This is a genomic window from Peribacillus sp. CSMR9, from assembly GCF_033141925.1.
GTDB classification, from domain to species: domain Bacteria; phylum Bacillota; class Bacilli; order Bacillales; family DSM-1321; genus Peribacillus; species Peribacillus simplex_A.
In genome coordinates this window covers 20,291-38,887 of sequence record NZ_JAOPHO010000039.1, presented here as the reverse complement: position 1 = coordinate 38,887, position 18,597 = coordinate 20,291, and the positions used below count along the sequence as shown (strand labels likewise).

The 18,597-nt window shown below is 39.4% G+C and carries 17 protein-coding genes; 13 read left to right on the top strand and 4 right to left on the bottom strand.

The annotated features are described in order from the left end of the window. The first annotated feature begins 260 nt into the window (after positions 1–260). Positions 261–1,163, top strand: a complete 903-nt coding sequence (gene rocF / locus N9I19_RS16435; RefSeq protein ID WP_089363891.1) for an arginase — start codon at positions 261–263, stop codon at positions 1,161–1,163. A 137-nt stretch (positions 1,164–1,300) separates the two neighbouring features. Here rocF and N9I19_RS16430 read toward each other — a convergent pair whose 3' ends face one another. After that, positions 1,301–1,486, bottom strand: coding sequence for an aspartyl-phosphate phosphatase Spo0E family protein (locus tag N9I19_RS16430; protein ID WP_317778411.1), 186 nt, complete (start codon positions 1,484–1,486; stop codon positions 1,301–1,303). Between the two features lie 172 nt (positions 1,487–1,658). Between N9I19_RS16430 and sigW the strand changes: the two genes are divergently transcribed. From sigW to N9I19_RS16385, 9 genes are all read left to right on the top strand, one after another. Beyond that, positions 1,659–2,222 (top strand): RNA polymerase sigma factor SigW, encoded by a 564-nt coding sequence (gene sigW, locus N9I19_RS16425; protein ID WP_089363893.1) that lies wholly within the window; start codon positions 1,659–1,661, stop codon positions 2,220–2,222. Between the two features lie 16 nt (positions 2,223–2,238). Next, positions 2,239–2,862, top strand: a complete 624-nt coding sequence (locus tag N9I19_RS16420) for an anti-sigma factor family protein (protein ID WP_284469077.1) — start codon at positions 2,239–2,241, stop codon at positions 2,860–2,862. Between the two features lie 218 nt (positions 2,863–3,080). Next, positions 3,081–3,905, top strand: a complete 825-nt coding sequence (gene cdaA, locus N9I19_RS16415) for a diadenylate cyclase CdaA (RefSeq protein ID WP_061440410.1) — start codon at positions 3,081–3,083, stop codon at positions 3,903–3,905. Then, on the top strand, positions 3,898–5,244 hold the full coding sequence (locus N9I19_RS16410) for a CdaR family protein (RefSeq protein ID WP_317778410.1): 1,347 nt from the start codon (positions 3,898–3,900) through the stop codon (positions 5,242–5,244). Before cdaA ends, N9I19_RS16410 begins: the two co-directional genes overlap by 8 nt. A 53-nt stretch (positions 5,245–5,297) precedes the next feature. Beyond that, a complete protein-coding gene (glmM, locus tag N9I19_RS16405) occupies positions 5,298–6,647 on the top strand; it encodes a phosphoglucosamine mutase (RefSeq protein WP_089363896.1) in 1,350 nt (449 codons plus the stop codon). Between the two features lie 465 nt (positions 6,648–7,112). Beyond that, a complete protein-coding gene (gene glmS / locus N9I19_RS16400) occupies positions 7,113–8,915 on the top strand; it encodes a glutamine--fructose-6-phosphate transaminase (isomerizing) (protein WP_089363897.1) in 1,803 nt (600 codons plus the stop codon). Positions 8,916–9,200: 285 nt separating this feature from the next. Next, positions 9,201–9,572: an iron chaperone gene (locus N9I19_RS16395; protein WP_317778409.1), complete on the top strand. Its 372-nt coding sequence runs from the start codon at positions 9,201–9,203 to the stop codon at positions 9,570–9,572. Positions 9,573–9,904: 332 nt separating this feature from the next. Then, entirely contained in the window at positions 9,905–10,453 is a 549-nt protein-coding gene (locus N9I19_RS16390) for a hypothetical protein (protein WP_317778408.1), read from the top strand. Between the two features lie 59 nt (positions 10,454–10,512). Next, positions 10,513–11,373 carry a CPBP family intramembrane glutamic endopeptidase gene (locus N9I19_RS16385; RefSeq protein ID WP_176431987.1) on the top strand — a complete coding sequence of 287 codons (861 nt, stop codon included), beginning with the start codon at positions 10,513–10,515 and terminating at the stop codon, positions 11,371–11,373. Positions 11,374–11,697: 324 nt separating this feature from the next. On the opposite strand, the gene N9I19_RS16380 is transcribed toward N9I19_RS16385, so the two are convergent. The 3 genes from N9I19_RS16380 to N9I19_RS16370 are packed head-to-tail and all read right to left on the bottom strand — an operon-like array spanning position 11,698 to position 15,172. After that, positions 11,698–12,732, bottom strand: coding sequence for a sensor histidine kinase (locus N9I19_RS16380; protein WP_317778407.1), 1,035 nt, complete (start codon positions 12,730–12,732; stop codon positions 11,698–11,700). Further along, positions 12,729–13,403, bottom strand: a complete 675-nt coding sequence (locus tag N9I19_RS16375) for a response regulator transcription factor (RefSeq protein WP_317778406.1) — start codon at positions 13,401–13,403, stop codon at positions 12,729–12,731. Before N9I19_RS16375 ends, N9I19_RS16380 begins: the two co-directional genes overlap by 4 nt. A gap of 23 nt (positions 13,404–13,426) precedes the next feature. Continuing rightward, complete coding sequence (locus N9I19_RS16370; RefSeq protein WP_317778404.1) at positions 13,427–15,172, bottom strand: ABC transporter ATP-binding protein; 1,746 nt, start codon at positions 15,170–15,172, stop codon at positions 13,427–13,429. 387 nt (positions 15,173–15,559) lie between these two features. Here N9I19_RS16370 and N9I19_RS16365 point away from each other — a divergent pair, with 387 nt between their 5' ends. From N9I19_RS16365 to N9I19_RS16355, 3 genes are all read left to right on the top strand, one after another. Then, positions 15,560–16,729, top strand: a complete 1,170-nt coding sequence (locus N9I19_RS16365; RefSeq protein ID WP_317778403.1) for an ATP-grasp domain-containing protein — start codon at positions 15,560–15,562, stop codon at positions 16,727–16,729. A 13-nt stretch (positions 16,730–16,742) separates the two neighbouring features. Beyond that, on the top strand, positions 16,743–17,606 hold the full coding sequence (locus N9I19_RS16360) for a HAMP domain-containing protein (RefSeq protein ID WP_317778402.1): 864 nt from the start codon (positions 16,743–16,745) through the stop codon (positions 17,604–17,606). 98 nt (positions 17,607–17,704) lie between these two features. Further along, on the top strand, positions 17,705–18,436 hold the full coding sequence (locus N9I19_RS16355) for a methyl-accepting chemotaxis protein (protein ID WP_317778401.1): 732 nt from the start codon (positions 17,705–17,707) through the stop codon (positions 18,434–18,436). The last annotated feature ends 161 nt before the right edge of the window (positions 18,437–18,597 follow it).

Here is an 18,597-nt window from a genome sequence, read left to right as displayed (position 1 = left end):
CGCCTGCCTTGCACGCAGGAGGTTAGCGGTTCGATCCCGCTAGGCTCCACCATCAACTACATACACCAAAATTTACGTCTTAAGCCAAAATGGTTTAAGACTTTTTTTTGTTTATACGCATTGTTGGGGTAACCAACCCCTAGAAGCTTTTTTTATAGAAAAAGTATGAGATAGGAAAGAGTGGTGCATCTTTATAAATGTAAATGTTTAGTTGAACCACTTGTCATATACGATGTAAAATGGTGGAAAGGGGGAGTTGTATGTCTATTCAGAAAATATCCGTCATTGGATTGCCTATGGACCTTGGTCAAGCAAGGCGAGGGGTGGATATGGGACCTAGTGCCATTCGCTGCGCAGGGATTTTCGAGCGTCTTGAACAGTTAAATATCGAAGTAGAGGATTTAGGAGATATCATTGTAGGACGACCTGGAAATGCAAATAAGCCTGGGACAAATCTGAAAAACTTACCGCTTGTTGCAAAGGGGAACACCCTATTAGCAACAAGAGTTGATGAAATAATAGAAGGCGGTTCTTTTCCACTTGTATTGGGTGGAGACCATTCAATTGCTATAGGAACACTGGCAGGAGTCGCAAAGCACTATGAAAATGTAGGTGTGATTTGGTATGACGCACATGGGGATTTAAATACGGAAGATACTTCGCCATCAGGAAATATCCATGGTATGCCGCTTGCTGTCAGTATTGGGCTTGGACATCCCGATCTAATCAATATCCATGGTTCCGCTCCAAAAGTGAAACCAGAAAACATCGTAATCATTGGGGCAAGGTCATTGGATGAAGGGGAAAAAGAACTTATACGTGATAAAGGGATTAAAGTATTTACGATGCATGAAATAGATCGCATGGGAATGACAAGGGTCATGGAAGAGTGCATAGATTATTTAAGGGAAAGAACGGATGGTGTCCACCTTTCATTGGATTTGGATGGAGTTGACCCAGCAGATGCACCTGGAGTGGGGACACCGGTGATTGGTGGCATAAGTTATCGGGAAAGTCATTTGGCCATGGAAATGCTCGCGGAATCCAACTTGATAACATCAGCTGAATTCGTTGAAGTCAACCCCATTTTAGATGAGCGAAATAAAACTGCGATCGTTGCTGTGGCTTTAATGGGTTCGTTATTTGGAGAAAAGTTATTATAACTGAAAAAATAAAAGAAACAGTAACTGGCTTGTAATGGGTTACTGTTTTTTATATGCTAGAAGACGTAGGCTTATTATCCAGGGTGTATATAACGGAACATATCCATAAATAGATGGTTGCAATCGCCTATCCATATTCACTTAAGAGTACGTCGGTCTGGGAGACCTCCATTATTAGTTAAATGGATGTATTGGTTGATTAAAGAGTCCAGTTTGCTGCTAACTTCAACAACTTCATTATCAACCATCGAAGAACGGGAAGCCAAAATCATCATTTTCTGTCTGTATTGTTCAATATGGTCTAAAATTTGTTCAGCAGTCATGTAGAGATTCACTCCCTTGAATTTCACAATTTCTTACTATATAGCCCTGTTTTTTTTTTCTTAAACATAAAATGTAAAACTTTGTTAAAATTAATGTAATAAATTTTTGAAACCTTTTAGCTTACGATTCGTAATAATCGTATAGCCGCATGAGCGGGGGTAAAACCGGAAAATGGATGCACTCATTAAAGAGAGAATTAATCAAGTATTAAAGGGAGATCATAATGCATTTGGGGAAATTGTCGAAATTTACAAGGACAAAGTTTTCCAGATATGTTTCAGGATGCTCGGAAACAGGCAAGAAGCAGAAGATTTGGCACAAGAGGCCTTTGTAAGGGCCTTCGTGAATATTCGCAGTTTCAATATACAAATGAAATTTTCGACATGGTTATACCGGATTGCTACTAACCTTTGTATTGACCGTCTTCGCAAGAAAAAACCGGATTACTATCTAGATGCAGAGGTGGCAGGAACAGAAGGATTGAATATGTATTCCCATGTTGCATCAGATATGGCGAAACCCGAGGAAGAGGTTGAATCTTTAGAACTACAGGAAACCATTCAAGTTGAAATAATGAAATTACCCGAGAAATACCGATCGGTAATCGTATTGAAGTATATTGAAGAGTTATCCTTAAAGGAAATCAGTGAAATACTCGATTTGCCAGTCGGTACGGTTAAGACGAGAATACATCGTGGTCGGGAAGCCTTGCGTAAACAACTACGCCATTTATAAAAAGAAGGTGAGAAAAATGAACTGCCATGAGGAAATCATTGAATATATGCATGATTATTTAGATGAGGACATCAAACCTGAGCACAAAGAAGTATTACGGGAGCACTTGCATAATTGTGCTGAATGCCGGGATTACTTTCATGAAATGAAAAAGGCGGTCGCGCTTGTACAAAGCACTTCACATATTAAGGCCCCGGATGACTTTACAGCAAAGGTTATGGCTCAATTGCCAAAGGAAACGAAAACAACGGGCGCCAAACGTTGGTTCAAAAGCCATCCCTTCATGACAGCGGCAGCGATGTTCATCTTATTGATGACAGGATCTATTTTTTCCACTTATAATCAGGACGAACATTTTTCAGTGTCAAAGCAGCCTAACTTAGTGGTCGAAGGTGAAACGGTGATTGTGCCTGCAGGTGAGACAATCAAGGGAAATGTGGTAGTTCAAAATGGTAACATTCAAATAGATGGTGAAGTAGAAGGAGATGTTACAGTCATAAATGGACATAAATATATGTCTAAGGCAGGGAATGTGACTGGGAGCATCAATGTTATTGACCAAGCTTTTGAGTGGATGTGGTATAAAGTAAAGGACACTGCAACCTCGTTGGTTCCTGCTAAAGAGGAAAAAAAGGAATAAGGTATATAAGCTGGGAGAAGGGCATCGTTTTCATATACGGTGACTTCGCTCAGCTTTATTTTTTAAAGGGAAAGGAACCATTTTGCATGATTCGTCCTTACCATGTAAATTTCTCACACTAGTTTTTAGATGTATCATTTAAAAAATGGTATACTATTAAGGTTATTACACAACGATTGTAATTGGTATTTGGAGTAATACTGACTGGAGGAAACAACATGTCTTTATCCAATTTGACTGTTTGGGACTATGTAGTAAATTTCATTGATATTCTCCTTGTATGGTTTGTGATATATAAATTGTTAACTATTATTCGAGGCACGAAGGCTATTCAGCTGCTAAAAGGAATTTTTGTAATTGTCATTGTAAAAAGCTTAAGCAACCTGTTTGGTTTCAATACACTTGGATGGTTAATGGCACAAGTCATGAATTGGGGAGTATTGGCGATTCTTGTCATTTTTCAACCTGAACTGAGAAGGGCACTTGAACAATTAGGACGCGGGAAGCTCTTTGCAAGGGGCACCGTTCCAGAAGAGAACCAGCAAGAGCGTTTAGTCGAAGAAATTCTAAAGGCGTCCACTTATATGGCGAAAAGGCGGATTGGAGCCTTGATTACGATAGAAAAAGGTACGGAGCTTGGGGATTATGTTGAAACGGGGATTCCTCTAAGATCCTATATTTCTTCAGAACTGCTCATTAATATCTTTATCCCCAATACGCCGCTCCATGATGGCGCAGTTATTTTACAAAATAACCAGGTTGCGGCCGCAGCTTGCTACCTACCTTTATCAGAAAGTCCATTCATATCAAAAGAACTTGGCACGCGGCATAGGGCAGCCATCGGCATGAGTGAAGTAACGGATAGTCTTACGATTGTTGTTTCAGAAGAAACGGGAGGGATATCCGTCACTAAAAACGGGGAGCTTTACCGGGATTTGAATCAAGAATCATTTAGGGCCATGCTTACTAGTGAACTGGTAGTGGAGAACATCAAATCAACTTCCTCAGGAATCTGGAACTGGAGGGGGAAAAAGAATGGATAAATACACCAATAGCGCTTGGTTTATGAGAATCGTAGCTTTTGCCTTGGCAGCACTTTTGTTCATTTCCATTAACTTTGAGATGGAGTCGGATAAAAAATCCCTTGGTTTATCGACCGCCCCTGAAATCAGTACGGAGACCATCGAAAATGTACCGGTTGAAGTGTACTATGACCGTGAGAATCTAGTGGTGAGCGGAGTCCCTGAAACGGTGGATGTTACTCTAAAGGGAGCAAAAAGTCTATTGATAAATGCGAAAAACCAAAGGGACTTTAAAGTTTATGTGGACCTTTCGGATCCTGAAATCTCAATGGGGAACAGAACTGTCACATTTAAAATAAGTGATTTGAATGAAAGGTTAGTGGCGACGGTCGATCCTGAATATGCGGAAGTCAATGTTCAGGAACGGGTGACGAAGGAATTCCCCGTTGAAGCCGAGTATAACAACTCTTTACTTGAAGAGGGATATACCGCTGACCAGCCAACAGTTAGCCCGAAAACTGTCAAAATAACGGGTGCTAAAGATACGATTGATCAAATTTCCTATGTAAAGGCAAACCTTGAAATAAGTAAGGGACTTAACGAAACGGTGAACGGAAAGGCAACTGTTAAAGCCCTTGACCGGGACTTGAATAAGTTGGACGTGACGATCGAGCCCGCTTCAGTTGCCGTTTCCTTAAAAGTGAGCATTCCTTCCAAGACGGTGTCGATAACCCCGAAGCAAACTGGGAAGGCAAAGGATGGCATCAGGATCAAGAGTATAAGTGTCGATCCAAATGAGGTCACCTTATTCGGGTCAGAAACGAGCCTGGAGAAAATAAGTGAAGTAAATCTTCCTGTAAATATCTCGAAAATTGACGGTGATACAGACCTGGAACTCGATCTTACTAAACCCGAAAGTGTACAAAAAATGTCCTTGGGTAAAGCAAAGGTCAAGATTCGCACAGAGAAAGTGGATGTGGATGAAGCGAATGTAGATCCAGTTGAAGAAGAGGAAAAACCGGAAACTGAACAAAAACAAGAAGAAAAGGTAGTCGATAAAGATAAACCGGCTGCCATTGAGTCTAAAACATTCAGCAATATAAAAATAGTGCCTGTGGGCATGAAGGATGACCAAGACGCCGAATTGGAAACCGATGTAACAAGCATCACCTTGCTTGGTGAAGCGGATGACTTGAAGAAAATAACTAAAGAAGACATTAATCTTACAGTAGATGTAAGTAATTTAGATGAAGGTACGCATGATGTAGATCTGGTGGTAAACGCGCCTGAGGGAGTGACCTGGGAACTGGAATCTAAAACGGCTTCGGTCACCATTACTCAAAAAGACGAAGAGACATGACCTTCCTTTAACATCATTTAATTCAGTAACGATTCGAAGAAGGAGCGATAAAGATGGGTAAATATTTTGGAACAGACGGAGTTAGGGGTATAGCGAATAGCGAATTAACACCGGAGTTGGCATTTAAACTAGGCCGTTTAGGTGGTTACGTTCTTACTAGAAATACAGAAAAACCCAAAGTGCTGATAGGGCGCGATACACGTATTTCTGGTGAAATGCTGGAAGGTGCACTTGTTGCCGGTCTATTATCCATTGGGGCTGAAGTGATGCGCCTGGGTGTAATTTCGACACCGGGAGTTGCATATTTAACAAAGGCTTTAAGTGCTGAAGCAGGTGTCATGATTTCGGCTTCGCATAATCCGGTAGCGGATAATGGCATTAAATTCTTTGGACCGGATGGGTTTAAGCTATCCGATGATCAAGAAGCGGAAATTGAAACACTGTTAGATTTGGAAAAGGATGAACTTCCTCGCCCGGTTGGCGGCGATTTGGGCCATTTGAATGATTATTTCGAAGGAGGGCAAAAGTATCTCCAGTATTTGAAACAATCAGTGGATGAAGACTTTACTGGCATTCATGTTGCGCTTGATTGCGCGCATGGGGCGACATCGGCCTTGGCCATGCATTTGTTTGCCGATCTTGATGCAGACATCTCTACAATGGGGGCATCGCCTAATGGATTGAACATTAATGACAAGGTAGGTTCCACACACCCTGAAGCACTTGCTGAATTCTTAAAAGAAAAAGGTGCTGATGTTGGACTTGCTTTCGATGGTGACGGAGACCGCGTCATTGCCATAGATGAAAAAGGAAATATAGTGGACGGCGACCAGATCATGTATATATGTGCGAAATACTTGAAAGAAAATAACCGTCTGAAACAGGGAACAGTGGTTTCTACGATCATGAGCAACCTTGGTTTTTATAAAGGTCTTGAAGAGCATGGTATACAAAGTGCCCAAACGGCAGTGGGGGATCGCTATGTGGTGGAAGAGATGCGAAAAGGCGGCTATAACCTTGGCGGTGAACAATCCGGACATATCATTTTTCTGGACTATAACACGACAGGAGATGGCTTATTGACGGGCTTACAGCTTGTGAACATCATGAGTGACACCCAAAAAACCTTATCGGAGCTAGCTGGCGAGATGAAGAAATATCCACAGACACTCATCAATGTCAGAGTTACCGATAAGCACGGTGTAACTGATAATGAAAAGGTACAGGAAGTCATTAAGGCAGTCGAAGGGGAAATGGCCGGAAACGGTCGTATTTTGGTGAGACCATCCGGTACGGAACCGCTAGTCCGTGTTATGGCTGAAGCACCGACTGCTGAGGAATGCACTAATTATGTAGATCGCATCGTCTCAGTTGTAAGAACGGAAATGGGAATAAACGAATAACAATCGTATGCATAAAAGGAACGAAATTTCCTTTTATGCATATTTTTATAAAGAAGTTCTTTTTTGTAGGTCTTGGTAATAAAGAATTGACCTATGTCCCTTGTTTAAGGTATGATTATCCTGATTTACAACTCATTTTCTGAAAATGGTTGTTTCAAAAAAGGAGGGTAGGCAAGGAGAAACTGATTTACAAAAGCGCCTGAACTAAGTCTGGTCGAAAAAGGCTTAGTTGACGAGGAGGAGGTTTATCGAATGATCGGCGGATACCTCCCGGCTGAAGTGCACAGCCGCAGTAATTCCAATCTTAAAACAGTAGGGCAACTTACTGCACAAAGGGTTGGAAATGCACAAAGGGAAAAAGTGCTTTAAGGCATTTCCTTTATAAAAAATATATATCAGAGATGAGGGGGCAGGGATGCCCCCGTGCATTCCTGTTCCCTCGAATCGGTTGGAGGAACAGAAATTATGTGTGGAATTGTTGGATATATTGGACTTAACGATGCAAAGGAAATTTTATTAAAAGGTCTTGAAAAACTTGAATACCGCGGTTATGACTCTTCAGGGATTGCTGTGAGAAATGAAGCAGGCGTGACAATCTTTAAGGAAAAGGGAAGAATTGCGGACTTACGCGGAGCCGTGGATGAAAATACTATGGCACATACTGGAATAGGACATACACGCTGGGCCACCCATGGTGTGCCAAGCCGTGAAAATGCCCATCCTCACCAAAGTAATTCAGGTCGATTGACTTTAGTTCATAATGGGGTCATTGAAAACTATGCGATTCTAAAACGTGAATATTTGAAGGATGTTGCCTTTAAAAGTGAAACGGATACGGAAGTCATCGTTCAACTCATAGAGAAGTTCGTAAACGAGGGCATGGAAGTGGAAGAGGCGTTCCGTCAAACACTCACTCTTTTGGAGGGTTCATATGCGATTGCCCTATTGGATGCTGAAAATGATGAAACCATCTTAGTCGCAAAAAATAAAAGCCCGCTGCTAATCGGTGTCGGAAAAGACTTTAACGTTGTCGCTTCGGATGCAATGGCCATGTTGCAAGTCACAGATCAATTCCTTGAACTGATGGATAAGGAAATGGTTATCGTGACCAAAGAAAAGGTAACGATCAAGAACCTTTCCAACGAAGAAGTTATGCGTGCTCCATACACTGCTGAACTGGATGCAAGTGATATTGAAAAAGGTACGTATCCGCACTATATGCTCAAAGAAGTCGACGAGCAGCCAGCTGTCATACGTAAAATCATTCAAGCATACCAAAATGAAGAAGGTAAACTTGCAATCGATTATAGCATTACTGAAGCCGTAAGTGAGGCTGACCGTATTTATATTATCGCTTGCGGAACTAGCTATCATGCAGGGTTGATTGGTAAGCAATTCATCGAAAAAATGACGGAAATACCGGTTGAGGTCCATGTGGCATCGGAATTCACTTACAATATGCCGTTATTATCGAAAAAACCGCTATTCATCTTCATTTCACAAAGTGGTGAAACTGCAGATAGCCGTGCCGTGTTAGTGTCCATCAAAGCGCTTGGTCATAAAGCCTTGACCATCACGAACGTACCTGGCTCTACATTGTCACGTGAAGCGGATTATACGCTCTTGCTGCATGCTGGTCCTGAAATTGCCGTTGCCTCAACAAAGGCCTACACAGCTCAAGTGGCGGTCTTGGCCATATTAGCAAATGTAACTGGCCAATTCCGTAACATGGAGTATGATTTCGACCTTGTAAAAGAGCTAGGAATCGTTGCGACGGCAATGGAAGCCCTATGTGATTCGAAAGAAGAGATGGAAGACATTGCCCGTGAATATTTGTCCGTTACAAGAAATGCCTTCTTCATTGGCCGTTCCCTTGACTACTATGTTGTTCTTGAAGGGGCGCTTAAGCTGAAGGAAATTTCATACATCCAGGCAGAAGGCTTTGCTGGCGGCGAGCTTAAACACGGAACGATCGCCTTGATTGAAGAAGGTACACCTGTCATAGCCCTTGCTACGCAAGCGGGTGTCAACCTAAGCATACGTGGTAATGTCAAAGAAGTGGTTGCCCGAGGCGCCAACCCTTGCATCATTTCCATGAAGGGTCTGGAAGAAGAGGATGACCGTTTCGTCATCCCGGAAGTGAATGAACTATTAACACCCCTTATCTCTGTTATCCCGCTGCAGCTCATTGCTTACTACGCAGCCTTGCACCGCGAATGTGACGTGGATAAACCACGTAATCTTGCGAAAAGTGTAACGGTTGAGTAAGTTGGAATGAATGCAATGTAGATTATAAAAAGTTGCGAAGCTTTACCCCTTTGGCTATGATTAGCCAAAGGGGTATTTTTTATGTTTAAAACAACGAGAACCTCTCAAGTTGACAAGTGGATTAGAAGACCGAGGTAATAAGAATCGGTGTGCAGTGTAATGCAATCTATCAAACCCATCAGTAGGTAGTCATGGCATCCATTAGAGCAATGTTAATGATCTTCCTATGGTGCATTGTTGAAAATGAAGTATTCATAAAATTTTTTTAATTTAGGAGAGAATAGCATGGAAGTCTTTGCAGAGTTTTTAACGAATATTGATAACCCGCAACATAGGGAACGAACGGAAGAAGTCCTGGCTTGGGTAACTAAGAAATTTCCAAATCTAATGCCGAAGATTGCGTGGAATCAGCCTATGTTTACCGATCATGACACATATATTATTGGCTTTAGCATAGCCAAACATCATTTGGCTGTTGCCCCTGAAAAGGCAGGGATCGATCATTTCTCTGATGAAATCGTGCAGGCTGGCTATGATCACACCAAGCAGTTAGTACGTATCAAGTGGGACAGTCCGGTTGATTACTCATTACTTGAGAAAATGATCGAGTATAATATTTTTGATAAGGCAGACTGTTCAACTTTTTGGCGGAAATAAATAAAAAATCGGAGGGTGGGCTGAATCTCTATTAAAGTGTCCATTATTCGGGGTTCTGTTCCATATTAGAAGTGAAACGATGTGGTCCTGAGGTTATAAGCTCTCCATAGGCAAAAAGGCATATGCTCCGTCCTTAATGACCTACCTTTACGGTTGCGACTCCATATAGTTTAAGTTCAAAAAAAGCACAAGGAGTTCCAAATTTGGAACTCCTTGTGCTTTTGTTTTTTGATAAAATCGAGATAACAAATATTACAACCAAACTACTTAAGATATTAAATCAAAAATTCATAAGGGGTATCTAAGGAAAAAATATTAGGTGGGGTGAAGAGATGAAGAAGTTATTATACCTTTTTATATTAATAATTCCTGTATTTTGGTTTGGATTTAATCCCATATCAACCTTTGCAAGTTCTCCAACTGAATTAAAAGAGGAAAGCCAATCAGGTGAGTTTCTGACAGAATATACAACTCTATCAGGCTCTGATGTACTTTTAGGTCAAGAAATACCTATACTTGTAGATGAAAAAACAGGAGAAATCACGAATAATAGAATTGGTATATCTCCTGTGTGTGCTACTTGTAATCGGTATACTTGGAAAACAGCCACAGATAAACGACAATCAAGTGTCTTTCACAAAAAAGTGACTGATACTACAAACTGGAGTCTTAACCTTACCTTTAGGGTGGAGATAGCGGGTAAATTAGTTATTTCTGGTGGCGGAGAAAAGGTATATTCGGCAACGAAAAAATGGAACCAATACAAAGAAACATGGAAATTGACTGGAACTCTAAAAACATATAGTCCAACTGGTAATTTGATAAAAACAGAGCAAAGAAATGCAACTTACATTAAATATAAAAAAGTGGCAATAAAATAAGTTGAAAAAAGCACAAATACATGGCTTCTTTGAAATTATTGTATAATAAAGGGGTAAGAATGGATACTGATATTAAGCAAACACATCGCTTTATATTATATATAACTATACTAATTATGATTATTTTTCCTTTTGCCCAACTTACATTACAAGAACTTTTTTTGCAAATAAACAAACAATTATTTTTCTTTATAAGTAAACTGGTTATTATCTATGTTCTTTTTCTTTTCTTAAAAAAGAAAAAAATAACCTTATCGAGCATTAGGCTTAATAAGGTACATATAAAATATATTCTTCTTAGTATTTTAATGGGGAGTATAGCTCATATGCTAACTGTGTTTTTTGGGAGGAGCCAACATTATCTACTAACGGGCGAATGGCTTACTGCTGAAAAAATTGTTGTTACACTTATGGAGAGTAGTAAAAACATAAGTTTTTACAGCATTATGATGATTGGCTTTTCAGTGGCGATTAGTGAAGAAATTCTTTTTAGGGGTATATTATTAAAACAATATCAGAGAATGAACATAAAATCGGCCATAATTTTAAGTGCTCTTATTTTTAGCATTTATCATATGACGGTAGGAAATTTTGTTTTTGCATTTGTAATGGGTATTTCTCTTGCACTATTATCCATCTATACTGGGAGTATCGTCCCGGCTATCTTTTTTCACTTTTTGGTGAATGAAATAATGAGGATCATCATGCATTTCCCGGATAAGGTTACTGAAACTTATTTTAAGGTAATGGTATCTCCAATTACCACCATAACTGGTTTAATACTTTTTCTATCTATATTGACTTTCTTATTTGTAAAGGTAAGAAAAAATAACCATTTTCAAAGTGGAAAAGTTAAATTCTTTGATAGATATATTATTTTGTTGTTTTTGATGTATGTTATTTTCCTGACAATAACATAAATTTTAATCAAAGATAATACAGGTATTATAACGATTTCATTTAAGCGGAATGTCCATATTTATTGCCAACAACAATTTTTCCGGCTTGTTAATCGTTGGGTATCAAATTCGCTTTTTGTACCCAACGTTTATAATATAAGTAATATTAATATGTTTAAATTATCCAATTCCTATTTCGGTCTTTTAAGGAAGTTTCTCCGAAATTTCAAACAATCTTTAGTAGAAGTGTTGATTACAATATAATCATCAACGAACGGGCAGTGTTTTTAAAAATAGCAGGCTGCATTAATGATTTAAAAAAGGTTTTTAACAATCACAAAACCCTCACGAAACAGGCAACAGTATCGTAAAGGTCGTTCCTTTTTCGAGTTCACTTTCCACGGATATGGTCCCTTCATGCATCTCTATAATTCTTTTCACGATGGACAGACCTAAGCCGCTGCCGCTTTTTGTACGTTCCCTTGCCAGGTCGGCTTTAAAGAATCGCTCGAAAATGTGAAACTGGTCTGTTTCGGATATGCCAATTCCATTGTCGGATATCGTTATGGATGCCAGGTCATCAATCTGTTTTAACCGAATCGTGATTTTTCCACGATGGCGGGTGAATTTGATACTATTGTGTATTAAATTTGTCCATACTTGGCTCATTAAATCCTTGTCTGCAAAAATTCGAATCTTTTCTAAAGATATATCCAATTCGAGTTCCTTTTCCAACCACGTAGGTTCACAAGCCAAAATAATGGTTCGTATTTGCTGATCCAGCCGGAAATCTGTCCTTTCAAAAGGATGATGCTCGGATTCAAGGGATGTAAGCTTTAGAAGGTTATCACTTAATTTAGATAATCTCCTGCTCTCTGTCTCTATTATATGAAGATAATGATTTCGTTCTTCGGTTGTCAGCTTATTAAATTGAAGAGCTTGGGCAAATCCTACAATAGAGGTTAGGGGCGACTGTATTTCGTGTGAGACGTTAGAGATGAATTCCTGCCGCATTTCTTCCATTTGCTTCAATTGCTTGGCCATGTGATTGAAGTGGTTAATGATATCGGTCATTTCGTTTTTCTTTTCCATTTTAAAATCCAATTGTACATTATAATCGCCATTTGCTATTTTCCTTAAGGCATCTATGATCTCGAGGTAAATATTTACCCGTTTATTGTGATGGATAGCGCGGATAAGATAACCGATGGATATCATGATTGCGATGCTTGTCATGATAGTGGCCAGAAACCGAACATAATCGGGTAACCTTAATGGCAATAGCTGAATGATATAGTAACCGGCCGAAAAGCAAATTGAAATAAACGTAAGAAAAAACAGTATGCCAAGCGTTTGTTTGAAAAATCGATCGCTTCTCATCTCGTTATCTCCAAACGGTAGCCCAATCCCCAAATCGTTTTAATCCGGAAGGGGAATTCCAATTCCGGAAACCGTTCTCTCACTCTTTTAATATGAACATCGACAGTTCGTTCATCACCTTCATAATCATAGCCCCAAATGTCTTCAATAAGATCTTCCCTGGAAAAAGTTTTTCCAGGATAGCTTGCTAATTTAAACAACAATTCGAATTCTTTTAATGGAATTGTATATTCCTGGTCTTTGAATGACATTTCATGCGTGTTGCGATTCATCTTTAATTCGCCGATATTTAATGTTTGTGAAATAGTGATTTTATACCGTTTTAATAATGCTCTTATTCTAAGAACCAATTCGATCGGTTCAAATGGCTTTACAAGATAATCATCTGCCCCAAGACCGAATCCTTTTACTTTTTGTGTTGTTTCCCCTTTTGCAGTCAGCATTAAAATGGGGATATCACTAAATTCCCTTAACTCTTTGCATAATTGCCAACCATCCATGTTAGGCATCATAATATCGATGACTGCTAAATCGATTTTCACTTTCTCCATTAATTTCAATGCTTGCAGTCCATCCGAGGCTTCATATAAATCAAATCCTTCTTTTCTTAACAAGAGTTGTATAAGTTCGCGAATATGGGCATCATCATCTACAATTAATATCTTTGTCATCCTTCTTCCTTCCTTTCGGTGAATTAGGCCAGTTCAAGTTTGTGCAACTGCTGTTGGGCAAATTCGCGATATAATGAATGCGTATTATACAGCTCTTTATGTGTACCGCTGCCTGTTATTCTCCCTTTTTCAAGGAAGATGATTTGATCTGAACCGATAACGGTCGATAGGCGGTGGGCGATAACTATTGTTGTTCGGCCTTTCATTAAATCATTCAATGCCTGTTGAACGACATTTTCCGATTTGCTGTCTAGGCTGGAGGTGGCTTCATCAAGCATTAATATTTTAGGGTTTCTTAAAAATGCACGAGCGATTGCAATTCTTTGTCTTTGGCCGCCTGATAATTTCATGCCCCTTTCACCAACCTCTGTATCAAATCCGTTGGGAAGCTCGGAAATAAACTGATCTGCATACGCCATTTTAGCTACTTGATTTAATTCCTCATCTGTTATATCCCGATACATTCCATAACAAATATTATCTCGAATTGTGCCTGATACAATAGGACTTTCCTGTGAAACATAACCAATCTGGCTTCTCCATGAAAGGAGCGTGAAATCATTTATGGACTTCCCGCCTATGGAAATGGAGCCTTGCTGTGGTTTGTAGAAACGCTCGAATAAAGAGAAAAGTGTCGTTTTTCCGCTGCCGCTTGGTCCGACAATTGCAGTGACCTTACCAGCTTCAACGTTAAAGCTTATATCTTTAAGTACCTGTTCTCCATTATTGTAACTATAGTTCAGGTGATCCACGCTGATTGATTGACTTATATTTTGAACTGGCTGCTTCGCGTCTTCTTCTTCCACTGAATCCAAAATGGAAATGATGCGCTCTGTGGCACCCGTAGCTTTTTGGAATTGTGTAAAGAAGCTGGCTAATTGAGCCATGGGCATGATAATTTGAAAAAGATACATAATGAATGCAACTAAAGCTCCAGCTGTCAGGGCTCCTGAAGAGACACGCATTCCCCCATAACCTAAAATCAGTACGAGTAAGGCCATCATGACAAAACTCATTAGCGGCGCAATCAAAGCTTGGATTTTTGCTTCTTTTAATCCAAATTGAAATAATTTGTTGATTCCTTTTTTTCCATTTTGATATTCCAAGGCTTCTGCATTCGATGCTTTAACAAGACGGATTTCCGTTAGCACCTGCTGAAGGACTGCGGTGAAGCTTGCTGTTTCGTCCTGCATCCCTTTTGAAATTTTATGCATTTTTTTCCCTAGTGGCATTAATATCAAAACAGAGAGTGGGATGGCAATGAACATCAACAATGTCATTTTCCAATCAAGTACAAATAACACGATCATGGAGCCAACGATGGAAATGATGCCTGTAACGAAATTAGAGAGGTGTTCAGAGATTAATCCCTTCACTACAGTTGTATCATTTGTCATTCGGCTGACCGTTTCACCCGATGGATGCTCATCAAAATAACTCACGGGTAATACGAGTAATTTTTTCCATAGTTGATCGCGGATACCCGCCACTACAGATTGACCGATTCGATTTAATAAATAGATGGAAAATCCACTGGCCAATGCTTGAACAATGATGGCAAGAACGAGAAGTGTGATCCTTTCAGTGCTTAGTGAACTGATTGAAAAGTCATTAATTAGATTTTTTGTGAATAAAGGGACTAATAAACCAACACCTGTTGTACCTAGGCTTAATGCTAATGCAATCCCTATCATTAGTTTAGAAGGCTTCGTTTGATGAACTAACCGAATGAACTGGCGCCATCCTTTTTGTTTTTTCTCTTCTGACATATGTTAATACATCCTTTCTTGATCATTATTACTGGGCAAGTATATAAAGAATTTATGAATTGAATATGAACTCCTAAGTATTTTTCTATTTAGTCTTAGTTATTCCACGAAATTACTGGTGAACTTTTTCTGAATGATAAATTTGAAAAAATATGGCGGACACTTAAAATAGTGTCGGCCTTTTTTAATGAAGATTCAAGAAAATTAAATATTCGATGGTATGTGTAAGGACCTCAAGGCTAGATCTGATGGGATAGGTATAAAGATATATTGATATCTTGATTTTTAATGCATTTTTAATAATAAATACCTACATAAGCTAAATACTTACCGCTTTTAACCGATTAAATATGGAGATACAAAAAACAGATAAGTTAGGTGAAAAGAATGATTATTTTGAATGAGTCCATTGTGTCGCCAATTCTTCTAAAGGTGTTAGAGAAACAGCAAATTCCAGTACTGGAACAAGGGCAATGGGGAGACACTTTAACATCGGAAAAGCTAAACATTCAAAAAGATATAGAATTTTTCAAGTCCATGGAAAAGGAAAAAAGAATTCTTACAAACTCTGAAAATGGCATAACAGTATTAGGTCATTTTCAACCAAATAGCAATGAATACATTTGGTCAAAGTTATTGAAGGATAAGAGCCAGGTGCGAAATTTGACGAAATCTTTATATCCTGATTTCTATTTCCAAGATATCGATTTATCCATAATAAGTGACCTGGATAAAAATCAAATACCGTATCCAGTAGTTATCAAACCCAATATTGGCTATTCAAGTGTAGGGGTGCACAAAGTCAAGAATGAGCAGGATTGGGAAATAGCCGTGAACCAGCTTAAAGTGGATTTACTTCATTCGGGTGGATTATATGATTCAGAAGTGGTCGATTCCCATACCGTTTTAATAGAAGAGTGGATTCAGGGTGAAGAGTATGCCATTGATGGTTATTACAATCAAGATGGTGAACCGGTCATTTTGAATGTCTTCAAACGATTATTCAAGGATGATTACGATACTTCCGATCGAATTTATTATACTTCGAAGTTGGCCATCAATGAAATCTATCATGATGCACTAAAGTTCATGAAGAATACCCAAACGGTCCTTCCACTTAGGAATTATCCTATACACTTTGAAATTCGCAAAAAGGGAGACCGGGTGATACCCATCGAAATCAATCCCCTGCGTTTTGCTGGGGCGGGTACAACGGATCTAGGTTACCATGCCTATGGAATGAATATGTATGAGCACTATTTTTCAGGAACGAAACCCGATTGGAATCGGATATTGGAAGAGATGGACGATCATATATATAGCTTTTTCTTTGCAGAGGTTCCACTTGAAATAAGTCTGGAGGATGTTGCACGTATTGATCATGATGGACTTCGTCATGAATTCGAACATGTATTGGAATATAGGCAGCTTCCTTTCCAAAATGACCGGAGCATGGCAATCATCTTTTATAGAAGTGAGGATTTGAATAAAAATCTCCAATTGCTTCATTTGGACTTAATACCATATTTGACTATAAAACACCTGGTTTTCATCTAAGGGGGGCACGGAAATGAGATTTTCAAAGCTAAATCCTAAAAAATCTTTGCTGGCAAAACTATTCTCGTTTTATATTATTCCATTCGTACTTTTCGCAGGGGCCATGGGCCTTTGCTTTTCCTATATTACTAATAAAATGATCAATGAGAATGTCCTTCCGCAATTCGATGAGCGTCTTTCTGAAAATGCCCACAGTTTAGCAGCAAGTCTCAATCCCACTTTGATAAACAATGCTTCGGTGCGGGGAGAAGAGATTAAGCGGAAATTAGATGCCTTTGTTGAAGATAAAAAGGGCATTGAATATGTTTATGTACTGAAGCGGGAGAATGATGCCGAAATGATTGTAGCCCTGAACGGCAGCGAGGACCTCATGGTTGAATCCCCTTTCACGCCGGAACAGGCAAAATCGATAAATGGAAACGAAGGCGTATTAAGTGAAATATATATAGATAAGTGGGGTACACACAAGTCATACTTTACGCCAATCAAGGGAACGGACGCGATTGTCGGAATCGATATGGATGCAAAATTCATTGATGAATTGAAAAGCACAATGATATTCTATAATATCTTATTTCTTGCAAGTGCCATTATATTAGGCGTGCTATGCGCCGTTGTCATCGGTAAAAAGATCTCGGGACCCGTCAATGAGCTTGTTGGTTACACGAATGAAATGGCAGAAGGGGACTTAAGTAAATCGATTCCCATTGGCAGACAGGATGAGATTGGCGACCTGTCATATGGATTCGAAGAAATGAGATTAAGTTTGTCCCATATAATTCAGAATGTCCGTGAACATGCTCAAAAGATGAATCAAACGACAGTGTCCATTCACCAATCCTTTGAAGAGATGGTGGAATCCTATGGCCAGATGTAACGGGGACAACGGAAGAGGCAAAAGCTTCAGAAGAACGTGCCCATCATATTGACCGAATTTCCAATATGATCAGTGACTTAACGGATACAATCCGTTTAATGAGCGAGCAAACGAATAAAATGAATGAATTTACCATGCATGCGAATACACTTGCAGAACAAGGAAGTAAACAAGTGCAGGATGTAACGAGCCAGATGGATAAAATCTTGGAAAATGGCCAAGCGAATAAAGTCAATTTGGTGAGCCTGGAAGAGGATGTAGTGAAGATAAATGAAGTGATAGGTTTAATAAGGGTCATTGCTTCTCAAACGAACCTGCTATCCCTTAATGCTTCCATAGAAGCGGCACGGGCGGGGGATGCCGGCAGAGGTTTTGCTGTAGTCGCTCAAGAGGTGCAAAAATTGGCTGTGCAAACAGATGAATCCATTGATATCATTTCAGAATCGATCATGCGGATTAATGAACAAACAGCCAAAGTCATCCAAAATAACGATGGAAGTTTCCAGGATATCTTAAATGGTGTTTCCTTAGTGGAAAACAATGGCGAGATTTTCAATAAGATATTCGAATCCGTAGAGAAATTGTTGGAAGGCACAGAACAATTAGCGACCCATTCGAAAAAAATCAACGAGTCCTCGGATGAAAGTCTAGCATCCATTCAGGAAATAGCAGCGATTTCAGAAGAGGGAGTCGCAACAACGGAGCAAATCTCTGCGGCTGCAATTCAACAAAGCTCCATAATGACTGGATTGAAAGAGCAAAACGAAGAGTTAGCAAACGAAGCGGCCATATTAGAAGAGATGGTAGAAAAGTTTATTACGAAAAAATAATTTTTTTGATGTTTTTGTTTGTGGAAATGCATGTGAGATGTCATCTGGGCCAGTAAGCTATAACACATAGAGTCCATTCATGCTTATTTGATGAATTTAAAGAGTATTAAAAATTGCTTGAAAAAAGTTTGCCCAAACTATTTGCAATCGCTGCCATTTAA